15 protein-coding genes are annotated in these 19,246 nt (G+C 71.8%); 8 read left to right on the top strand and 7 right to left on the bottom strand.

Annotated elements, in window-relative coordinates:
* Window positions 1–24: 24 nt before the first annotated feature.
* Entirely contained in the window at window positions 25–657 is a 633-nt protein-coding gene (locus AB0I67_RS02020) for a response regulator transcription factor (protein ID WP_357916094.1), read from the bottom strand.
* A complete protein-coding gene (locus AB0I67_RS02015) occupies window positions 654–1,799 on the bottom strand; it encodes a PspC domain-containing protein (RefSeq protein WP_357918356.1) in 1,146 nt (381 codons plus the stop codon). Before AB0I67_RS02015 ends, AB0I67_RS02020 begins: the two co-directional genes overlap by 4 nt.
* Before the next feature lie 238 nt (window positions 1,800–2,037).
* On the opposite strand from AB0I67_RS02015, the gene AB0I67_RS02010 reads away from it, so the two are divergent.
* The 8 genes from AB0I67_RS02010 (at window position 2,038) to AB0I67_RS01975 (ending at window position 12,165) form a co-directional block, all read left to right on the top strand.
* Complete coding sequence (locus AB0I67_RS02010) at window positions 2,038–3,543, top strand: PspC domain-containing protein (protein WP_357916091.1); 1,506 nt, start codon at window positions 2,038–2,040, stop codon at window positions 3,541–3,543.
* Window positions 3,533–3,739 (top strand): hypothetical protein, encoded by a 207-nt coding sequence (locus AB0I67_RS02005; RefSeq protein WP_357916088.1) that lies wholly within the window; start codon window positions 3,533–3,535, stop codon window positions 3,737–3,739. Before AB0I67_RS02010 ends, AB0I67_RS02005 begins: the two co-directional genes overlap by 11 nt.
* Window positions 3,740–3,834: 95 nt before the next feature.
* Window positions 3,835–4,326: a (2Fe-2S)-binding protein gene (locus tag AB0I67_RS02000; RefSeq protein ID WP_357916085.1), complete on the top strand. Its 492-nt coding sequence runs from the start codon at window positions 3,835–3,837 to the stop codon at window positions 4,324–4,326.
* Window positions 4,323–6,704 (top strand): xanthine dehydrogenase family protein molybdopterin-binding subunit, encoded by a 2,382-nt coding sequence (locus AB0I67_RS01995; RefSeq protein ID WP_357916082.1) that lies wholly within the window; start codon window positions 4,323–4,325, stop codon window positions 6,702–6,704. The genes AB0I67_RS02000 and AB0I67_RS01995 overlap by 4 nt, the downstream gene beginning before the upstream one ends.
* Window positions 6,701–7,543 (top strand): xanthine dehydrogenase family protein subunit M, encoded by an 843-nt coding sequence (locus tag AB0I67_RS01990; RefSeq protein ID WP_357916079.1) that lies wholly within the window; start codon window positions 6,701–6,703, stop codon window positions 7,541–7,543. The genes AB0I67_RS01995 and AB0I67_RS01990 overlap by 4 nt, the downstream gene beginning before the upstream one ends.
* A gap of 75 nt (window positions 7,544–7,618) precedes the next feature.
* Window positions 7,619–8,371 (top strand): SRPBCC family protein, encoded by a 753-nt coding sequence (locus AB0I67_RS01985; protein ID WP_357916076.1) that lies wholly within the window; start codon window positions 7,619–7,621, stop codon window positions 8,369–8,371.
* A gap of 81 nt (window positions 8,372–8,452) precedes the next feature.
* Window positions 8,453–11,122, top strand: coding sequence for a CDP-glycerol glycerophosphotransferase family protein (locus tag AB0I67_RS01980; RefSeq protein ID WP_357916074.1), 2,670 nt, complete (start codon window positions 8,453–8,455; stop codon window positions 11,120–11,122).
* The gene (locus tag AB0I67_RS01975) at window positions 11,119–12,165 is read left to right on the top strand and encodes a glycosyltransferase (protein ID WP_357916071.1); all 1,047 of its coding nucleotides are present in this window, start codon (window positions 11,119–11,121) and stop codon (window positions 12,163–12,165) included. Before AB0I67_RS01980 ends, AB0I67_RS01975 begins: the two co-directional genes overlap by 4 nt.
* Window positions 12,166–12,171: 6 nt before the next feature.
* Here AB0I67_RS01975 and AB0I67_RS01970 read toward each other — a convergent pair whose 3' ends face one another.
* Genes AB0I67_RS01970 through AB0I67_RS01950 form a run of 5 tightly spaced genes read right to left on the bottom strand, consistent with a single transcriptional unit; the run spans window position 12,172 to window position 19,245 of the window.
* On the bottom strand, window positions 12,172–13,218 hold the full coding sequence (locus AB0I67_RS01970) for a sulfotransferase (RefSeq protein ID WP_357916068.1): 1,047 nt from the start codon (window positions 13,216–13,218) through the stop codon (window positions 12,172–12,174).
* Between the two features lie 3 nt (window positions 13,219–13,221).
* Entirely contained in the window at window positions 13,222–14,004 is a 783-nt protein-coding gene (locus AB0I67_RS01965) for a CDP-alcohol phosphatidyltransferase family protein (RefSeq protein WP_357916065.1), read from the bottom strand.
* Window positions 14,005–15,009 (bottom strand): sulfotransferase, encoded by a 1,005-nt coding sequence (locus tag AB0I67_RS01960; RefSeq protein ID WP_357916062.1) that lies wholly within the window; start codon window positions 15,007–15,009, stop codon window positions 14,005–14,007.
* Window positions 15,010–15,013: 4 nt separating this feature from the next.
* A complete protein-coding gene (locus tag AB0I67_RS01955; protein WP_357916059.1) occupies window positions 15,014–15,748 on the bottom strand; it encodes a CDP-alcohol phosphatidyltransferase family protein in 735 nt (244 codons plus the stop codon).
* A gap of 35 nt (window positions 15,749–15,783) precedes the next feature.
* Window positions 15,784–19,245 carry a bifunctional glycosyltransferase family 2 protein/CDP-glycerol:glycerophosphate glycerophosphotransferase gene (locus tag AB0I67_RS01950; protein ID WP_357916056.1) on the bottom strand — a complete coding sequence of 1,154 codons (3,462 nt, stop codon included), beginning with the start codon at window positions 19,243–19,245 and terminating at the stop codon, window positions 15,784–15,786.
* Window position 19,246: the final 1 nt, after the last annotated feature.

The following is a 19,246-nucleotide window of genomic DNA, read 5'->3' as shown; positions in this document are numbered from 1 at the left end:
GTGCGCCTGCCGTACCAAAAGGGGTCAGACCAGGCGGCGGGCGGTCGCCCAGCGGGAGAGCTCGTGCCGGTTGGAGAGCTGGAGCTTGCGCAGCACGCTCGACACGTGCGTCTCGACCGTCTTGACCGAGATGAACAGCTCCTTGGCGATCTCCTTGTAGGCGTAGCCCCGCGCGATCAGCCGCAGCACCTCGCGCTCCCGCTGGGTGAGCGAGTCGAGCTCGGGGTCGATCGGCGGGGCCTCGGAGGAGGCGAAGGCGTCGAGCACGAACCCGGCCAGCCGCGGCGAGAAGACCGCGTCGCCCTCCGACACCCGGCGGATGGCGTCGGTCAGCTCCCGGCCGCTGATGTTCTTGGTCACGTAGCCCCGCGCGCCGCCGCGGATGACGCCGATGACGTCCTCGGCCGCGTCGGAGACCGACAGCGCGAGGAAGCGCACCTGCGAGCCCGACCCGAGGACGCGGCGCAGCACCTCCTGGCCGCCGCCGCCGGGCATGTGCACGTCCAGCAGCACCACGTCGGGGGTGAGCTCGGCGATCGCCTTGACCGCCGACTCCACGTCCTCGGCCTCGCCCACCACCTGGATGGAGTCGCCGAGCTCGGCCCGGACGCCGGAACGGAACAGCCGGTGATCGTCGACGATCAGTACCCGAATCATCTCTCCACCTTCATGGTCAGCATCACTTCCGTGCCCTCGCCCGGCTCGCTGCGCACCCGCGCGGTCCCGCCGTGCCGTTCCATCCTGCCAATGATGGACTCCCGGATGCCCATCCGGTCCAGCGGGACCTCGTCGAGGTCGAAGCCCTTGCCCCGATCCTTGACCGAGATGAAGACCTCCTCGCCCTCCACCTCGGCGTAGACCGAGATGACCGGGCTCTCGGAGTACTTGCCGGCGTTGACCATGGCCTGCCGGAAGGCCTTGAGCATCGCGTCGAGCTTGGGGTCGAGCGCGGTGTCGCCGACGCAGACGATCTCGACCGAGACGCCGTGCGCGTCCTCCTCCTCGGCGGCGATCCGGCGCACGGCCGCCGCGAAGGTCGAGTCGGCGTCCTGGGCCGGCTGGTAGAGCCAGTTGCGCAACTCCCGCTCCTGCGCGCGGGCCAGCCTGGTGACCTCGCGCGGGTCGTGCGCGACCCGCTGGATCAGCGTCAGGGTGTGCAGCACCGAGTCGTGCACCATCGCGGCGATCTCGGCCTTCTCCTCCTGGCGGATGCGCTCACGCCGTTCGAGCTGCAGTTCCTTCCACAGGCCGGCCAGCCACGGGGTGGCGATGAAGATGAGGCCGCCCACGACGACCAGGGTGAAGATGAGGCCGTTGCGCGCCGCCTCCAGGGCGTCCTGCGTCACCAGGAAGCCGATCGCGCCGCCGATCACCAGGATGACGCCGAGCAGGGTCCGCACCCGGTGCTTGCGCATGCCCTTGGTGGCGCCGCTGACCCAGTTCGTGCGCCGGTCGGGATCGGCCTGCTGCCAGAGGATCAGCGCGCCGATGCCGCAGACCGCGAACGGCAACATCGCCACCCCGCCCCGCGAGGCGCCGGTGAGCCAGCCGAAGGCCAGGACCGCGATGCCGATGGCGGTGAACGCGCTGAGCTGGCTCCAGTCGCGCGCCGGCGACGGCCCTTCGTACGGCTCCCGCGGTGTGATCATCCACAGGACGGCGTAGACCACCAGGCCGACGCCCTCCACCGCGCTCAGCAGCAGGAAGGCCAGCCGGATCACCACCGGGTCGAGCCGGAGCTGGCGGGCCAGCCCGTGGGCGACCCCGCCCACGAGGCGGCCGTCCATCGGCCGCATCATCCGGTGGAACGGCTCGGCTACGTCCTTGTCGACGGAACTCACCTCATCACGCCGAATCGAACCCTGCATCTGTGGTCCTCTCGACGCTAGTACAACGTTCGTGCAGCCTGAATCGTCACACGGGCCCGGTGTGCGGGACATCAGGGATATCCCCTGAGCTGTCCCGACACCGCCGCCTAGGGGTCGGCTCAGGGGAGTCCCCGATGCGGGCGAGGCGCGCTCACGCCACGATGGTCCTATGACAGCAGCACCGCCGCCGCCACTCCGGCCCCTGGCCCGCAGCTCCGAGGGACGCATCCTCACCGGAGTCAGCGCCGGGCTGGGCCGCTACACCGGCATCGACCCGGTGGTCTTCCGTGCGGCCTTCGCGGTGCTGGTGCTGGGCTCCGGCGTGGGGGTCTACCTCTATCTTGCCGCCTTCCTGCTGATGAAGGCGCCGCGGGGCGGGCCGGGGTACGTCGAGCAGTGGACCCGGCGGGACTTCTCCGGTGACACGGTGTTCGCCCTGCTGACCGCGGTGCTGGGGTTCGGGCTCACCGTCAACCTGGCGACCGTCGCGTTCGGGACCGGGACCCTGGTGGTGGCCATCCTGATGGCGGTGGGGCTGCTGGCCGCGCACGCCAACGGGGTGGATCTGCTAGGGATCGCGCGGTCCATGCCGGAGCGGCTCAACCGCCGGCGGGCGGCGACCCGGCAGCCTCCGGTGGCTCCGGCGCCGCCGTACGAGCCGTTCACGTCCTTCGACACCGGTGCCACTCCTTTCGGCACCCCCGCCGCGCCCTTCGACACCCGCGCGTACGAGCCGGCCCCGGCCTACCGGCCCGCGCCGCCGCCCGCGGCCCAGCCGAGCCCCCAGGCCGCCCGTCCGCAGCCTGAGCCGGAGCCGCTGACCGAGCCGATCGACGAGCCGGTGGCCGCAAGGGCCGAGCCGATCGACGAGCCGGTGGCCGCAGAAGCCGAGCCGGGGGCTTCGCCGTACGTGACGCGACCCCACCCGAACCTCGCCTACGGCGAGCCGTTCGCCCCGCACGGCCCCTACCAGCCGCTGGACCCGCGCCGGCGCGCCGGTCACGACCCGGGCCTCCACCCCGGCGAGACGATCATCCGCCCGCGCCGCCCGGCCAAGCGGCCGAGGTCGTACATCGGCGTGCTCACCTTCCTGCTCGCTCTATTCATTGGAGGCGTCGTCGTGGCCGGCCAGATCACGTCCGCGTCCGGCATGCCGAGCCTGACCGTCGTCGGCGGCGCGATGCTGATCACCGTAGGCGCCGGCCTGCTGGTGGCGACCTGGTGGGGAAGGGGCGCCGGCCTGGTCGCGCTGGGCACCGTCCTGGCGCTGACCATCTCCGCCGGCCTGGTGCTCGGCGGCGTGCCCAAGCGGCTGACCGACACCGTGTGGACGCCGACGAGCATGGCCGAGGTGGCCGACCCCTACCAGGTCGGCCTGGGCGAGGCGACGCTCGACCTGACGCGGCTGCCGCTGGCGGCCGGGTCGCGGACGACCTTCAACGCGTCGGTGACCATCGGCGAGCTGATCGTGGTGCTGCCGCCCACCGTCCAGGTGGAGGTGCACGCCACCGCCCGGATCGGTGAGATCCGGGTGGACCACTCCGTCATCGACGGCACGGACATCGAGGTGAACAGGGTGCTGCAGCCGGAGACGCCCCCGGAGGGCGCGGCGGCCACGATCGTGCTGCGGATCAAGGGCGGCGTCGGCGACGTGGTGGTGCGGCGTGCGGCGTGAGATGGAGGAGCGCCCCCGGCGGGTGCACCGTACCGACTGGATGGCCCTGCTCAGCGGCCTGCTCTTCATCGTCCTGGGCATCCTGGTGGTCACCGGGGAGCTGCGCGACTGGATCGTGCTGACCGCGGTGACGGTCGGCGGGCTGGGGATCGCCGGGGTGGTGGCGGTGATCGCCCGGCTGGTGCGCGGAAAGTAGGCCGTGCAGGCAATCCGGAGGTAAGTGACCCTTGACCTCCGGTTCCCCCGGCGTAGCTTGGCATCTGTCCGCCATATCCCTTCAAGGGAGGACGTATGCCCCTAGTTACCGTCACTGTCGACGGCATCAAGTACGAGCAGCAGTGCGAGCCGCGGCTCCTGCTCGTCCATCTCCTACGTGAGCGGCTGGGCAAGACCGGCACCCCGATCGGCTGCGACACCAGCAACTGCGGCGCCTGCACGGTGCTCCTCGACGGCAAGAGCGTGAAGAGCTGCTCGGTCCTGGCGGTCCAGGCCGACGGGAGCGACGTGGTCACCATCGAGGGGCTGGCGAGCAACGGCTCGCTGCACCCGATGCAGCAGGCCTTCCACGAAGAACACGCCCTGCAGTGCGGCTACTGCACCCCCGGCATGGTCATGGCCGCCATCGACATCCTGCGGGACGATCCAGACCCGTCCGAGGAGGCCATCCGGGAGGGCCTCGAGGGCAACCTGTGCCGGTGCACGGGCTACTGCAACATCGTGCGGGCCGTCCGCCGGGGCGCCCAGGAGATGAGCAAGGCCGACAGGGCGGTGAACACCCCGTGAGCGAGCTCGACGCCGGCCTGATCGCCGAGCAGATAGAGGTCACCGGCGAGCAGAAGCAGAACGGCCACGAGGTGGGCCGGGCCCGGCGCCGCAAGGAGGACGCCCGGCTGCTCACCGGCCGCACCCAGTGGACCGACAACATCCAGCTCCCCGGCCTGCTGCACGTCGCGTTCCTGCGCAGCCCGATGGCCCATGCGCGGATCGGCCGCGTGGACGTCTCCGGCGCGCTGGAACTGCCGGGCGTGGTGGCCGCCTTCTCCGGGCGCGACTTCGCCGCCGAGCAGGGCAGCCTGCCCTGCGCCTGGCCGGTCAGCGAGGACATCGTCATCCCCGACCACCCGGCGATGGCCGTCGACGAGGTGCGGTACGTGGGCGAGGCGGTGGCCTGCGTGATCGCCACCGACCGCTACCAGGCCGCCGACGCGCTGGAGGCCATCGAGGTCGACTGGGAACCACTGCCGCCGGTGCTCGACATGAACGACGCGCTGGCCGAGGGCAGCCCCAAGGTGCACGAGGCGGGCAACCGGGCCTACACCTGGAAGCTCGGCGTGGGCGACATCGACGCCGCCTTCCGCGACGCGCCGGTGGTCGTCGACCGGACCTACGTCCAGCAGCGGCTGATCCCCACCGCGATGGAGCCGCGCGCGGTGGTCGCCACCACCGACGGCGAGAGCTTCACCCTGTGGTCGGCCACCCAGATCCCGCACGTCCTGCGGGTCATGCTGGCCCTGACCACCGGCATCCCCGAGCACCGGCTGCGCGTCATCGCCCCCGACGTCGGCGGCGGTTTCGGCTCGAAGCTGCAGGTCACCGCCGAGGAGGTGCTCTGCCTCCTGCTCACCCGCAAGCTCGGCAAGCCGGTCAAGTGGACCGAGAGCCGCTCCGAGGGCAACCTCACCGTGCACCACGGCCGCGACCAGATCCAGCACGTCTCGCTGGCCGCCGAGGCCGACGGCCGCATCCGCGGCGTGCGGGTGGAGCTGCTCGCCGACATGGGCGCCTACCTGATGCTGATCACGCCGGGCGTGCCGCTGCTCGGCGCGCTGATGTACAACGGCATCTACAAGATGGACGCCTACGACTTCTCCTGCACCGGCGTCTTCACCACCAAGATGCCCACCGACGCCTACCGCGGCGCCGGCCGCCCCGAGGCGACCTACGCCATCGAGCGCCTGATGGACGAGCTGGCCCACGAGCTGAAGATCGACCCCATCGAGGTACGGCGGCGCAACTGGATCAAGCACGAGGAGTTCCCGTACACCACGATCGTGGGGCTGGAGTACGACTCGGGCAACTACGAGGCCGCCACCGACCGGGCCCTGTCGTTGTTCGGCTACGACAAGCTCCGCGCCGAACAGGCCGACCGGCGAGACCGCGGCGACCCCGTCCAGCTCGGCATCGGGGTGAGCACCTTCACCGAGATGTGCGGCATCGCGCCCAGCCGGGCCCTGGGCGGTCTCAACTACGGCGCGGGCGGCTGGGAGCACGCCTCGGTCCGGGTGCTGCCGACCGGCAAGGTCGAGGTGGTCACCGGCAGCTCGGCGCACGGCCAGGGGCACGAGACGGCGTGGAGCCAGATCGTCGCCGACTCGCTCGGCGTGCCGTACGAGGACGTGTCGGTCCTGCACGGCGACACCGCGATCTCGCACAAGGGCATGGACACCTACGGCTCGCGCTCGCTGGTGGTCGGCGGCATGGCGTTGCTGGCCGCCTGCGACAAGGTCAAGGACAAGGCCAGGAAGGTCGCCGCGCACGCGCTGGAGTGCTCGCCCGACGACCTGGAATTCGTCCAGGGAGCCTTCCGGGTGAAGGGCACCGGCGCGCAGAAGACCATCCAGGAGGTGGCGCTGGCCACCTTCACCGCGCACGACCTGCCCGACGGCGTCGAGCCGCGGCTCGACTCCGACGCCACCTTCGACCCGCAGACCTTCTCCTTCCCGCACGGCACCCACCTGTGCGCGGTGGAGGTCGACACCGAGACGGGCCTGACGAAGATCCGCTCGTACGTGGCCGTGGACGACGTCGGCAAGGTGGTCAACCCGCTGATCGTCGAGGGCCAGGTGCACGGCGGTCTCGCGCAGGGCATCGCGCAGGCGCTCTACGAGGAGGCCGTCTACGACGCCGAGGGCAACCTGCTGACCTCGACGATGGCCGACTACCTGCTGCCCAGCGCGGCCGACCTGCCGGACTTCGTCACCGACCGCACCGAGACCCCGGCGACCACCAACCCGCTGGGCGTCAAGGGCGTCGGCGAGGCCGGCACCATCGCCTCCACCCCGGCGGTCGTCAACGCCGTCGTGGACGCCCTGCGCCCGTACGGCGTGCGCGACATCCAGATGCCGTGCACGCCCGAGAGAGTCTGGAGGGCCCTGCAGTGATCCCGGCCAAGTTCGACTACGTCCGTGCCGGCTCGCTCGCCGAGGCCGCCGAGGCGCTGGCGAGCGACGAGGACGCCAAGGTCATCGCGGGCGGCCAGTCCCTGCTGCCGCTGCTGCGCCTGCGCCTGGCCTACCCCTCGCTGCTCGTCGACGTGGGCAGGCTGAGCGAGTTGCAGGGCATCCACGACCGCGGCGACCACGTCTTCATCGGCGCCGCGGCCACGCACGACGAGGTGGTGCGTTCCGGCCTCGTCCGGGACGCCTGCCCGCTGATCGCGCTGGCCACCGCCACCGTCGCCGACCCCGCGGTACGGCACCGCGGCACCTTCGGCGGCTCGCTGGCGCACGCCGACCCGGCGGGCGACCTGCCGGCCGTGGCGCTCGCGCTGGAGGCGGTCCTGGTGACCTCGCGGCGCGAGATCCCGGCGGCCCGCTTCTTCGTCGACTACCTGGAGACGGCGCTGGAGCCCGGCGAGGTCCTCGTCGGGGTGAAGGTGCCCAAGCTCGGCCCCGGCTGGGGCTACCACTACGAGAAGTTCCACCGCACCGCCCAGGCGTGGGCGATCGTCGGGGTGGCGGCGGCGGTGCGCCGTTCCAACGGCACCATCGCCGAGGCCAGGATCGGTCTGACGAACATGGGACCGACTCCGGTGCGCGCGCGGGGAGTGGAGTCCGCTCTCCAGGGCATCGAGCTGGGAGACCAGGTTCGGCAGGCGTGCGCTCGCGCGCCCGAGGACACCTCGCCCCCCTCGGACCTGCACGCACGACCCGACTATCGTCGCCATCTGGCGCACGTGCTGACGTACCGCGCCGTTCAGGCGGCTGCCGGGTCGCCCTGACCGGGCTGCGGGGGCGCCCCTTGGCGGCGCCCCCGCACGGGTCGCACCATGGAAGCAGGCGGAAGGGGAGCGGTCATGGCGATGCGGTTCGAGCACGAGTTCTCGATCCCGGTTCCGGTCGAGCAGGCGTGGGCGGTGTTGCTCGACGTCGAACGGGTGGCTCCGTGCCTGCCCGGCGCCAGCCTCGACATCGTCGAGGGGGACGAGTTCACCGGCAGGATGAAGGTCAAGGTGGGTCCGATCACCGTGACCTACAAGGGCACGGCGGCCTTCGAGGAGATCGACAAGGACGCCTACAGCCTCCGGTTGAAGGCCGGCGGCAAGGAGGCCAGAGGGGCCGGCACGGCCGAGGCCACGGTCAACGCGCGGCTCGCGCCGGCCGGGGACAGCACGATGGTCAAGATCGAGACGATGTTCCACGTCACCGGCCGGCCCGCGCAGTTCGGGCGGGGCGTGATGCAAGAGGTCGGCGGGAAGCTGATCGACCGGTTCGCGGCGAACCTGGCCGAGCAGCTCGCGGCCGACCACGGCTCGTCGCCCGAGCCCGACGCCCTCGCGGCGACCGGCCTCGCGGACAGCGAGCCCGCCGGCGACGGGACCTCGGTCGCCGACGGCTGGGGCGGTGAGCGGCACTTGAGCGCCGTGCCCGAGCCGCCGCGCGACACCTCGCCGGCCGGGGCCATGCGCACCTCGCGCACCCCCGACGAGGAGGCCCTGGATCTGCTGGAGATCGCCGGCACCCCGCTGCTCAAGCGGGCCGCTCCGGTGGTCGGGGCCGTGGCCTTCCTGCTGGTCATCGCGTGGTTGATCAGGAGGATCTTCCGGTAAAAGCTACGGCAAGTCCGGACACATCACCCCAGCGCGGGGCATGTCTCACTCCGAGCGTCTCATTCTCGGGGGGGAATCGGCATGCCGGCCTGCAGCGTGGTCGTGATCACCTACAACGACGCCGCCCGTCTGCCCAGGGCCGTGCGTTCGGTGCTGAACCAGACACTGCGCGACCTCGAAGTGATCATCGTGGACGACGACAGCACCGACGACACCGCACGGGTGGCCGGGGAACTCGCGCGCGCCGACCGCCGCGTGCGCTACATCCGCCGCAAGACCAACAGCGGCGGCTGCGGCGCACCGCGCAACGACGGCATCGACGCGGCGCTCTCGCCCACGGTGATGTTCCTGGACAGCGACGACGAGCTGCCCAGGCACGCCGTCAAGAGCCTGCTGGCCGAGCTGGAGCGCACCGGCGCGCAGTTCGTCGCCGGCCAGATCTCCCGGCTGTACGAGACCAGCCGCCGCCAGCAGCGCTACTACCCGCACCTGTTCGCCAGGCGCCGCGTCGTCGAGGGCATCCGCGCCGAGCCCGAGCTCTTCCTCGACAGCTTCAGCACCAACAAGCTCTACGACGTGGCCTTCCTGCGGTCCAAGGCGCTGCGCTTCCCGGAGGGCGTGCACTTCGAGGACCACGTCTTCTCCGCCGAGCTGTACAGCGTCGCCGACCGCTTCGCCGTCGTGCCCTGGGTGGTCTACCTGTGGCATCGCGCGCCCGACGACACCTCCATCTCGCTCAGCCACAAGGAGATGGAGAACGTACGGCAGCGCGTCCGTGCGGCCGGGACCAGCGACCGCATCCTGACCGAGCACGGCCTGGCCGACCTGGTCCCCGAGCGCCAGTACCGCTTCCTGCGCCAGGACCTGCCGGTCTACCTGCACTGGCTGCCCTCCCGCGAGCCGGTCTGGGTCAAGGAGTTCGCCGCGGTGGTCCGGCCGTACCTGGCGGGCGTCCCCGCGGAGGTGCTGGAGCGGGTGCACCCGATCGTGAAGGTCTGCTGCGCCCTGATCCTCGACGACCGGCCGGAGGAGCTGGTCGTCGCGGCTCGCTCGCTGACCGGGCCCCAGGCGCCGCCGCGCGCGGCGGTCCGGCAGGACGGCCGCACCTACTGGGGCACCACGGTCGCCCCCGGCCTGGACATCACCCGGCTGCATCTGGCCGAGCTGCCCTTCCCCGCCTCGCGGTTGCGGCACGAGGTGACCGACGTGGCCGCCGACGGCGAAGAGGTGCGGATGACCGTGCACACCTACGACCCGTTCGGGGCGCTCCCCGCGGAGTGGGAGGCCTTCCTCGAAGTCGGCGGGGAGCGGATCCCGATCGACCCCCAGCCGTCGGGCTCCGGCGGATACGTCAGCGAGATCACCTTCGTCCCCGGCAAGGGCGGCGACCCGCGCCTCGGCTTCACCCGGCTGTCGGACGGCCACACCACCACCGACCGGCTGCTGGTCGACCCCGAACTGCCCCCGGTGAAGGCGCGGGGCTACACCTTGGAGCCGGTGGGGCGCGCGGCCTTCCTGCGGGTCAAGGCTCCGCCGTACCGGACCAGGCTGCTGCGGCGGGTGGCGAAGAAGGCCCTGCGCCGCTGGAGCACCCCGCAGAACAAGCTCAAGGTCTACAAGGTGCTCATCCGGGTAGTGCCGCGGCGAAGGGATCTCGCGCTGTTCGAGTCCGACTGCGGTAAGGGATACACCGGCAGCCCGCGCGCGCTGTACGAGGAGCTGCGCCGCCGCGAGCTGCCGGTGACCGCGGTCTGGTCGGTGGCGCGCAACCGGGCGCACTTCCCGAGCGACGCCGTCCTGGTGCGCCGGATGAGCTGGCGCTACATCTGGACGATGGCCAGGGCCGCCTACTGGGTGGACAGCCACGGCTTCCCGCTCGACTTCCCCAAGCCGCCCGGCACCCGTTACCTGCAGACCTGGCACGGGCAGGGCATCAAGTCGATCGGCTTCGACGCGCCCGACCTGCGCGCCGACTTCGCCCGCCCGCGCGAGCAGTGGCAGGAGGCGATCCGCCGCTGGGACGCGCTCGTCTCCCCCGGCGCCGAGTTCGAGCGGATCTTCGTCACCGCCAACCGCTACACCGGCCCGATCCTGCGGTACGGCACGCCGCGCTGCGACGCGCTGGTGAGGGGCGAGGCGCCCGAGGGCCTGCGGGAGGCGCTGGAGATCCCGCCCGGCCGCAAGGTGCTGCTGTACGCGCCCACCTACCGCGACGCGGCCAAGTACACCGGCCGCTCGGTCCGGGTCGATCTCGACCTGCTCGCCGAGGAGCTGGCCGAGGAGTGGGTGCTGCTGCTGCGCACCCACCCGGTGGACCGCTACCGGGTACCCCAGCACGTGCGGCACTTCGTCCGGCCGGCCGGCTCCTACCCGGAGATCAACGACCTGATGCTGCTGTCCGACGCCCTGCTCACCGACTACTCCTCGGTCAGCAGCGACTACGCGGTGACCGGCAAGCCGATGCTGTTCTACCTCGACGACTGGGAGGAGTACCGGCGCACCGAGCGCGGCGTCTACCACGACCTGCCCGCCATCGCCCCGGGGCCGTGCGTGCGCACCACCGAGGAGCTCATCGCCTGCCTGCGCGACCTGCCCGCGGTGCACGCCTCCTACGCCCGGCGCTACGCCGAGTGGCGGCGGCTGTGGTGCGCCGAGGAGCGCGGGCACGCCTCGGCCCGCGCGGTCGAGGACTTCTTCGCCGGCTCGCTGGCCGTACCGGAGCTGAGCCTGGTCTGGGGGACGACGACATGACGCCGGTCACGTTCGCCTGCATGGACGCCGACACGCTGGGCGGCATCCAGCAGATCACCCACACCCTCGCGCAGGGCCTGGCCGAACGCGGCCACGAGGTGCGGGTCATCGGCCTGCACCGCGACGGCAGGCCCTTCCGCTACGTCGAGCGCCCGCTCTACCGGCAGGCCGTGATCAACCACACCCCGATCGGCGTGGAGCGGCGGCGGTGGGCCGACCGGCGGCTGCGCCTGGCGCTGCCGTCCGAGGGCTTCCTGGTGATGACCTCACCCGGCGTGGTCACCCGGCTGGCCGGGCTCGACGGCGGGCTGCTGCGCATCGGGCAGTACCACGGCTCCTTCGAGCACGCCCGCGGCTCCTGGCACCTCGGCTCGATCCGCGCCCACTACTGGAAGCTGGAGCAGGCCGTCTTCCTGAGCGAGGCGGACGCCTGCCGCTTCGCCGAGGACGGCCTGCTCCCCAACACCTGGGCCCTGCCCAACCCGCTGCAGAGCTGGCCGGAGCAGGTCTCGGCGCTGGATCACCGCCGGGTGCTGGGCGTCGGCCGGCTGGAGGGCGTCAAGCGGTTCGACCGGCTGATCAGCGCGTTCGCGCTGGCCGCGCCGCCGCCGTGGGAGCTGCACCTGATCGGCGACGGGGCCGAGCTGCCGCGGCTGCGGGCGCACGCGGCGCGCGAGGGCGTGGGCGACCGGGTGGTGTTCCGTGGCCGGGTGCCGGTGTCGGCTATGCCCGAGGAGTACCGCAGGGCGGCGGTGCTCGGGCTGACGAGCGAGCACGAGGGGCTGCCGCTGGTGCTGCTGGAGGCGGCGGCGCACGGAGTGCCCGCGGTCGCCTTCGACGTCTCCGGCGGGGTGCGCTCGGCCGAGCCCGTGCTGGTCCCGCCGGGTGACGTGGACGGCTTCGCCGAGCAGCTCGGGAGGCTGCTGGCCGATCACGACGAGCGGCGGCGCCTGGGCGCCGCCGCTCGCGCGCGGGCGGCCGACTTCCGCCTGGAGCGGGTCCTGGACCGCTGGGAAGAGCTCTTCGCGCACATCACCCGGTGACCGGGGTCAGACCCGCTGTGCCGCCTCGGCCTCGGCGCGCTGCTGCGGGACGCCGGCCAGGGCGCGCTGCCCGGTGGTCAGCATGGCCGCGACCGGGCTGGGCTCGCGCAGCCGGGCGATCCGGTCGCGCATGGCCTTGCGCATGCGCGACGAACGCCGCTTCTGCAGCGTCTTCTGCAGCGCGGTGAGGTGCTCCTTCGGCGGCTTGGGCGCGCCGCTGAGCTCGTAGCCCCACGCCTGGAGCCGGTCGCCGAACTGGTCCTCGCACAGCGCGATCTCCCACGGGTCGAGCCGCTTGGACCAGCTTCCGACGCGGGCCTTGGTGACCTCGCCGTGCGTGTTGCCGTGCCAGACCTTGTGCAGCGGGACGACGGTGTCGGCGGCCTCGCGCGGCGAGATCACCGAGGGGTCGAACTCCTCGCCCAGGAAGTCGCAGAGCTTCTTCATCTCCACGTCCGTGGCGTCGGTCAGGTCCTCGTAGCGCAGCTCGTAGTAGGTGTCGGCGGGCAGCGACTTCTTCAGCTTGGCGCCGTGGTCGATCGCCTCGATCCAGGTCGCCATCGCGTGGAAGGAGTCGGCGGTGTACCAGGGCATCTCCTTGAGCGAGGAGACGCAGTCGCGGCCGTCCCTGACCAGGTGGATGAACTGGGCGTCGGGGAAGAGCCGGCGCAGCAGGTCCACCTGCTTGACGTAGCTCGGGCGCTTGTCGCCCCAGCGGGCCTTGCCGAAGCGCTCGGCGTACATGCGGAAGGCGATGCCGAGCACCGAGCCGAAGGAGCCGGGCCCGTCGACCACCTCGCGCACGAAGTCGTCCTTGTCGATGCCGAGCTCGCGGAACTTGGTGCTGCGGTCGCCGGCGATCCACTCGGCCAGCGAGCGGCGGCGCTCGGCCAGGCGCATGTCGCCGAAGGCGCGGCGGCGCTGGTAGGCCGGGATGACGAAGCGGGTCTCGGGCGCGACCGCGATCCTGGGGTGCGAGTGCAACATGAGCTGCAACATCGTCGTGCCAGAACGCGGGCAGCCGATCACGAAGACGGGACGGTCTGAAGCCATTTTCTATCCCCCGATTAGCGCGTGTTCGCGGCTCTCCCGGGGCTGCGCCAGGGCACGGCGGGTGAAGAGCCACATCCGGTAAACAATGAAGATCTCGTTGGCCAGCAGCAGGAGGCTGGCGACGGTGGCGACGGGGATCAGCGCGGCCGGCCCGACCAGCGGCGCGACCACGAACACCGCGGCATGGAACTCGATCCCGCTGATCAGGTGCGAGCGCACCCGGTGCCGGGCGAGCAGCCGGTTGACCCGAGGAAGCACCCGCCGTGACGGCTGCCGGGGCTCGGCCTGCGGCTCCCGCGGCCCTCTCAGCTCCCGTACGGCTTCGCGGACCCGCTTCATCTGCGGCGCGTTGACGTACCGGAACAGGTCGAGGATGGCCACCGTGGCGCCGAGGACGATGTAGCCGACCTCGCCGGTCAGCGTGTACTGCCCGTAGGCCAGCCCGGCCGCGCAAAGCACCACCCGGATCCGGTCGCCCACGTAGTCGAGCCAGAGCCCGAACGGCGTGCCCGTGCCCTTGAGCCGGGCGAGCTTGCCGTCCACGCAGTCGACCATGAAGCTCAGGTAGAAGAAGACCGCCCCGAGGACGAGCTGGTCGACGCCGAAGGCGACGGCCGAGGCCGCGCCGAGGAGCAGGGAGACGACGGTGACGTCGTTGGGGGTCAGCCGGGTCCGGTTGGCCACCAGCAGGGTCAGCGGGCAGGCCAGCGGGTCCACCACGTACACCGTCCACCAGGAGTCACGCGTCTTGCGGGTGGCGTGCACCTGGGCGATCGTGAAGCTCATTCAGGCCACCCTCACCGGTTCGCGGCGGCTGGGGAAGGTCGCGACCGCGGCCACCGGCCCCGGCTCGCGCAGCCGGTTGAGCCGGTCGCGCAGCGAGGTGCGCACCCGGCTCGCGCGGCGCTTGGCCATCGTCTGGTGGAAGGCCTGCACGTGGCTCTTGTCCGGCCGGGCGGCGCCGGTCAGCTCGTAGCCGTTGGCGCGCAGCCGGTCGCCGAGCACGTCCTCGCAGAGCTGGATCTCCCAGTTCGCCAGCCGCTCGGCCCAGGAGCCCACCCGGGCGGTGGTCACCTCGCCGTGCGTGTTGGTGTGCCAGGTCTTGCGGCTGGGCACGGCCACGCCGGCCAGCATGTGCGGCTCGCACATCGCCGCGTCGAAGTCCTCGCCGAGGAACAGGCACAGGCGTTTGAGCTCGCGGGCCGGGTCGTCGGTGAGGTCCTCGTAGCGCAGCTCGTAGTAGCTGTCCTCGGGGAGCGTGCGGCGCAGCTTGCGTCCGGCGTCCATCGCCTCGGCCCACGTGGCCACGGCGTGGTAGGAGTCGAGGCTGTACCAGGGCATCTCCTTGAGCGAGGAGACGCAGTCGCGGCCGTCCCTGATCAGGTGGATGAACTGGGCGTCGGGGAACAGCCGGCGCAGCACCTCGGTCTTGCGCACGTAGCTGGGCCGCTTGTCGCCCCAGCGGGGCTTGCCGAAGCGCTCGGCGTACATCTGGAAGACGGTGCCGAGCACCGAGCCGAGCGAGCCGCCCCCGCGGGCCGCCTGGCGGACGAAGGCCTCCTGGCTCAACCCCAGGTCACGAAATTTCGTGCTCCGTTCGGTTGCGATCCATTCGGCTAGATTGTGGCGATTGCGGAGGTCCCGCATGTCGCCGAACTCGCGCCGCCGGTAGTACACCTGCTCGACGAACCGCGTCTCCGGCGGCACCGCCAGCCTCGGGTGCGCGTGCAACATCAGCTGCAGCATCGTCGTGCCCGATCGGGCACAGCCAATGACGAACACTGGCCTCATCAGGTCAAACCCCCCGTTGAATCGCAGCCTGCCGGGTGAAGATCCACAACCGGTAGACCAGGTGCACCTCGTACCCCAGCAGCAGCGCCCCCGCCACCACCGTCATCCAGACCAGCACCACGCCGCTCCCCGCGGCCACCGCCAGCAGCGGCGCGGCCACGAAGACCGCCGCGTGGAACTCGATCCCGCTGAACAGGTGGCTGCGCATCCTGCGCCTGGCCAGCCGCCTGGCCCACCGGCCCTTGGCGGCCCGCGTGCCTTCCGGCAGCTCCTCGCGGACCCGCTTCATCTGCGGCGCGTTGACGTACCGGAACAGGTCGAGGACGGCCACGGCCGCCCCCATCACCACGAACATGACCTCGCCGGTCAGGGCGTACTGCCCGTAGGACAGTCCCGCCGCGCAGGCGACCACCCGGAGGCGGTCGCCCACGTAGTCGAGCCACAACCCGAACGGCGTCCCCGTCCCCTTCAACCGCGCGATCTTGCCGTCCACGCAGTCGACCAGGAAGCTCAGGTAGAACAGGATCGCCCCCGCGATGAGCCTGTCCGCCGCGAAACACCCCGCCGCGGCCATCCCCAGGATCAGGGAGAACACGGTGATCTGGTTCGGGGTCAGCCGGGTACGGCTGGCGATGATGCGGGTCAGCGGACAGGCCAGGGGATCGACCGCGAGGACGGTCCACCAGGCGTCTTTCCGCTTCCGTGTCGCATGCACGTCGGCGAGCGAATAGGTCCGCATGGATTCCAGCATGGCGACGTTCTGCCGTTCCCCGATTACTCTCTGGAACTACTGGAGGATGTCCATGCCTCTTCTTGACCAATGGGCGAACGCCACCGGGGCCAATCGGGAAACACGCGGTCCACGACCCGCGCGCTGGCCATGCCGTCGTCCAGGGGGCAGAACTTGGCCACGAAGGCCGCGTAGAGCCCCTGGTACTTCGCCGTGGTCTCCTCGATCCCCCGCACGGCCTCGACGACCTCCTCGGTGCTGCGCAGCAGCGGGCCGGGGGCCTCGGCCTCGAAGTCGAAGTAGAAGCCGCGCAGCGTGTCGCGGTAGTGCTCCAGGTCGTAGGTGTAGAAGAGGATCGGCCGGCCGGTGACCGCGAAGTCGAACATGGCCGAGGAGTAGTCGGTGATCAGCAGGTCGGCGACCAGGTAGAGCTCCTGGATGTCCGGATAGAGCGAGACGTCCAGCACGAAGTCGTGGCCCACCGGCCGGACGTGGTCGGTGACGTTGGGGTGCCGGCGCACCAGCACCACGTGGTCGTCGCCCAGCTCGCGCCACATCCGCTCCAGGTCGAGCTTGAGCTCGAAGCGGTACTTGCCCTTGCCGTGGAACTTGTCGTCCCGCCAGGTCGGCGCGTAGAGCACCACCCGTTTGCCGGGCGGCAGGCCGAGCCGTCGCCTGACCTCCTCAACCAGGTCGGCGCGGTGCAGCACGTCGTTGCGCGGGTAGCCGGTCTCCAGCAGCTCGCCCTTGAACCGGAAGGCGCGGGTCAGGATCGGCGAGCACCACGGGCTGGGCGAGACCAGGTAGCTCCACTGGTCGATCTCGGTGGCCAGCCGCTCGTGGTAGTCGGGCTTGGCGAAGAGCACCTTCTCGATGTCGAAGCCGATCTTCTTCAGCGTGGAGCCGTGCCAGGTCTGCAGCACGGTCTGCCCCTCGCGGCGGCGGAACCAGCCGGGCAGGTGGGCGTTGGTGACGATGTAGCGGCTGCGGGCCAGCGCGTCGTAGTACTCGGCGCCGTGCAGCCGCACCGGGGTGACGCCGTCGGGCAGCGCGACCTGGCCGTCCCGGACGTTCCACGCCATCGGCAGCTCGCAGCCGCGGCTCAGCAGCTCCTCGTAGATCGCCTTCGGGCTGTCGGAGAACTGCTTGCCGGTGTAGGAGTCGAAGAAGATCTCCTCGCGCAGCGGCAGGCCGCACCGGGCCGGGTAGTAGACCTCGCGCAGCCGCGCCTGGTTGGTCGCGCCGCGCTCGTCGGGCCGCAGGTCCCTGGGGACGGCCAGCAGCGCCCGGCCGTCGAGGTCGGCCAGCAGGCTCAGCGTGCGACCGGAGTGCTCGCAGGTCAGCGGGTCGAGCGCGGTGTACTCGACCGGGATGTCGCCGGCCGTGGTCCGGACGGCCAGGCCGTACTCGCCGGCGGGCAGCGGCAGCCGTCCGGCCGGGGAGTCCAGTTCCATCGGCGCGAGCGTGCCGGTCACCGTGCGCCCGTCGCACGTGGCCGGGAAGGCGTACTCCGCGTTGCTGTCCCGCGAGTCCAGCACCAGCTCCACCGCGCCCTCCACCGGGTACGGCAGGCCGGCGCGGAGGCCCAGCCGGGCCGAGCCGTCCCAGGCGGGCTCGGCCAGCACCGCGGCCGGAGCCTGGTCACGCACCTGGAACTCGCCGTTGAGCCCCGGCCCGGCCACGAGCTGCCGCTCGCCCACCATGTGCCGGGTAGTCATGGCGCCCGGCTCGACCCGGACCGGCGACTGCCCGGCCTGGAACGACCACTGCGCCACGAACTCCAGCACCCGCGCCTCCCGGCTGTCCGGGTCGAGGTCAGGCCGCCTGGCCTGGACCAGCGCCGACAGCGGCAGCGACGCGACGCGGGAGCCGTCGCGCGAGGCGACCGGGCAGACCAGCGTCCGGCCGCCGTGCGGCTTGCTCGCCACGAGCGCGGCGTGCGGCCCGAAGCGCCCGGAGAGGATCAGCTCGCCGCCGTCGATCCGCCACGAGGTGACGGTCGCCTCCTCGGCCGCGACGTCGATCACGAAGCGGCCGAGCGAGTTGCGGCGCGGCGTCACCTGCACGCCGCCGGCCGACCGGCCCGCGCCCGCCTCGCGCGCCAGCGCCGGGGTGAGCTGGGCCGCGGCCTCGCGTCGGACCAGCCCGCGGTGGATCACGGTCAGCATGATCCGCCAGCGGCCGGGCCGCAGCCGCGCCGGATCGACGGTGAAGGCGAAGCCGCCCCAGACCGGGTGCTTGCCCTTGCCCAGCGGCGGGGCGGCGGACTTCTTCACCGCCAGCCGCACCCGGCGGCCGCTCTCCTCGTGCACTGCGGCGGCGAACACGAACTGGTCGAAGCGCCGGGCCGGGCGCAGGTAGCGGATGCCGGCGCGGCCGGTGACGACCAGCTTGCCGTCCTGCCAGTGCAGGGAGTCGACGCGCTGCTGCACGTCGAGCTCGCGGTCCACGCGCAGCGTCGGCTCGGGCAGGCCGGGGACGGGGCAGTCGAGCTGGTATTTGGTGCCTCGCCGTACCGCGCGGATGCGGCCCTGGCGTTCCCAGGCGTGCACCTCGGCCAGGCCGGCCAGGTCGCCGCCGCGGATGAGGTGCCACTTGATCCGGCGCAGCACGTGGACGGCGGCCATCGAGCCGGGCGTGGCCTGGTCGGCGTAGGCGCCGGCCAGCTCGCGGAAGGCGGTGCGGAACTCCTCGTCGCCGGTCTCCACCGCCTCGAAGAAGTTGGACAGCTCGCTCTCCAGGACCATCCGGTCCCAGGCCGGGACGTGGCCGGGGCTGCGGCTGCCCAGGAACTCGCGCACGCTCCTGACCGAGGAGAGCCGGTCGACGACGCCTTTCACCTGGGCGCGGTCCTGGGTGATGGACAGCCGCTCGCCCTCGCGCTCGCGCCACAGGTAGATCGGCGCGGGCACCATGTCCACCGACCGGGCCAGGAAGTGGCCGGGCAGCGCGACCGCGATGTCCTCGTACAGCACGCCCTCGGGGAACGACAGCCCGTGGGCGTCCCAGAAGGAGCGCCGCCACAGCTTGTTGGTGACCAGGCGGTCCTTCATCAGGATCTCGCGCTCGGTGACGTGCGTCCGGGTCGAGCACTCCTCGAAGATCGCCTTGTGCATCCGCGACGGAGTGACCCGCCGGCCGTTGAAGCGCTGCACGTTGCCGGTCACCAGGTCGGACCCGGTCGCCTGCAGGGTGGCGACCAGGGTCTCGACGGCGTCCAGGGGCAGGAGGTCGTCACTGTCGACGAAGGCGAGGTAGTCGCCGGTCGCGGCCCGGATGCCGGTGTTACGGGCCGCGCCGAGGCCGGCGTTGGCCTGGCGGAGCAGCCGGAAGCGCCGGTCGCGCTCGGCGAACTCGGCGGCGATCTCGGCGCTGGCGTCCGGTGAGCCGTCGTCCACCATGACGATCTCGAGCTCCGGCCAGGTCTGCGCGGCCAGCGAGGCGAGGCAGGCCCGCAGATAGGGTTCGACGTCGTAGACGGGGACGACGACGCTGACACGGTCCACG

Source organism: Nonomuraea sp. NPDC050310, assembly GCF_040655795.1.
Taxonomy (GTDB): Bacteria; Actinomycetota; Actinomycetes; order Streptosporangiales; family Streptosporangiaceae; genus Nonomuraea.
This window is presented reverse-complemented; position numbering and strand designations above follow the sequence as displayed.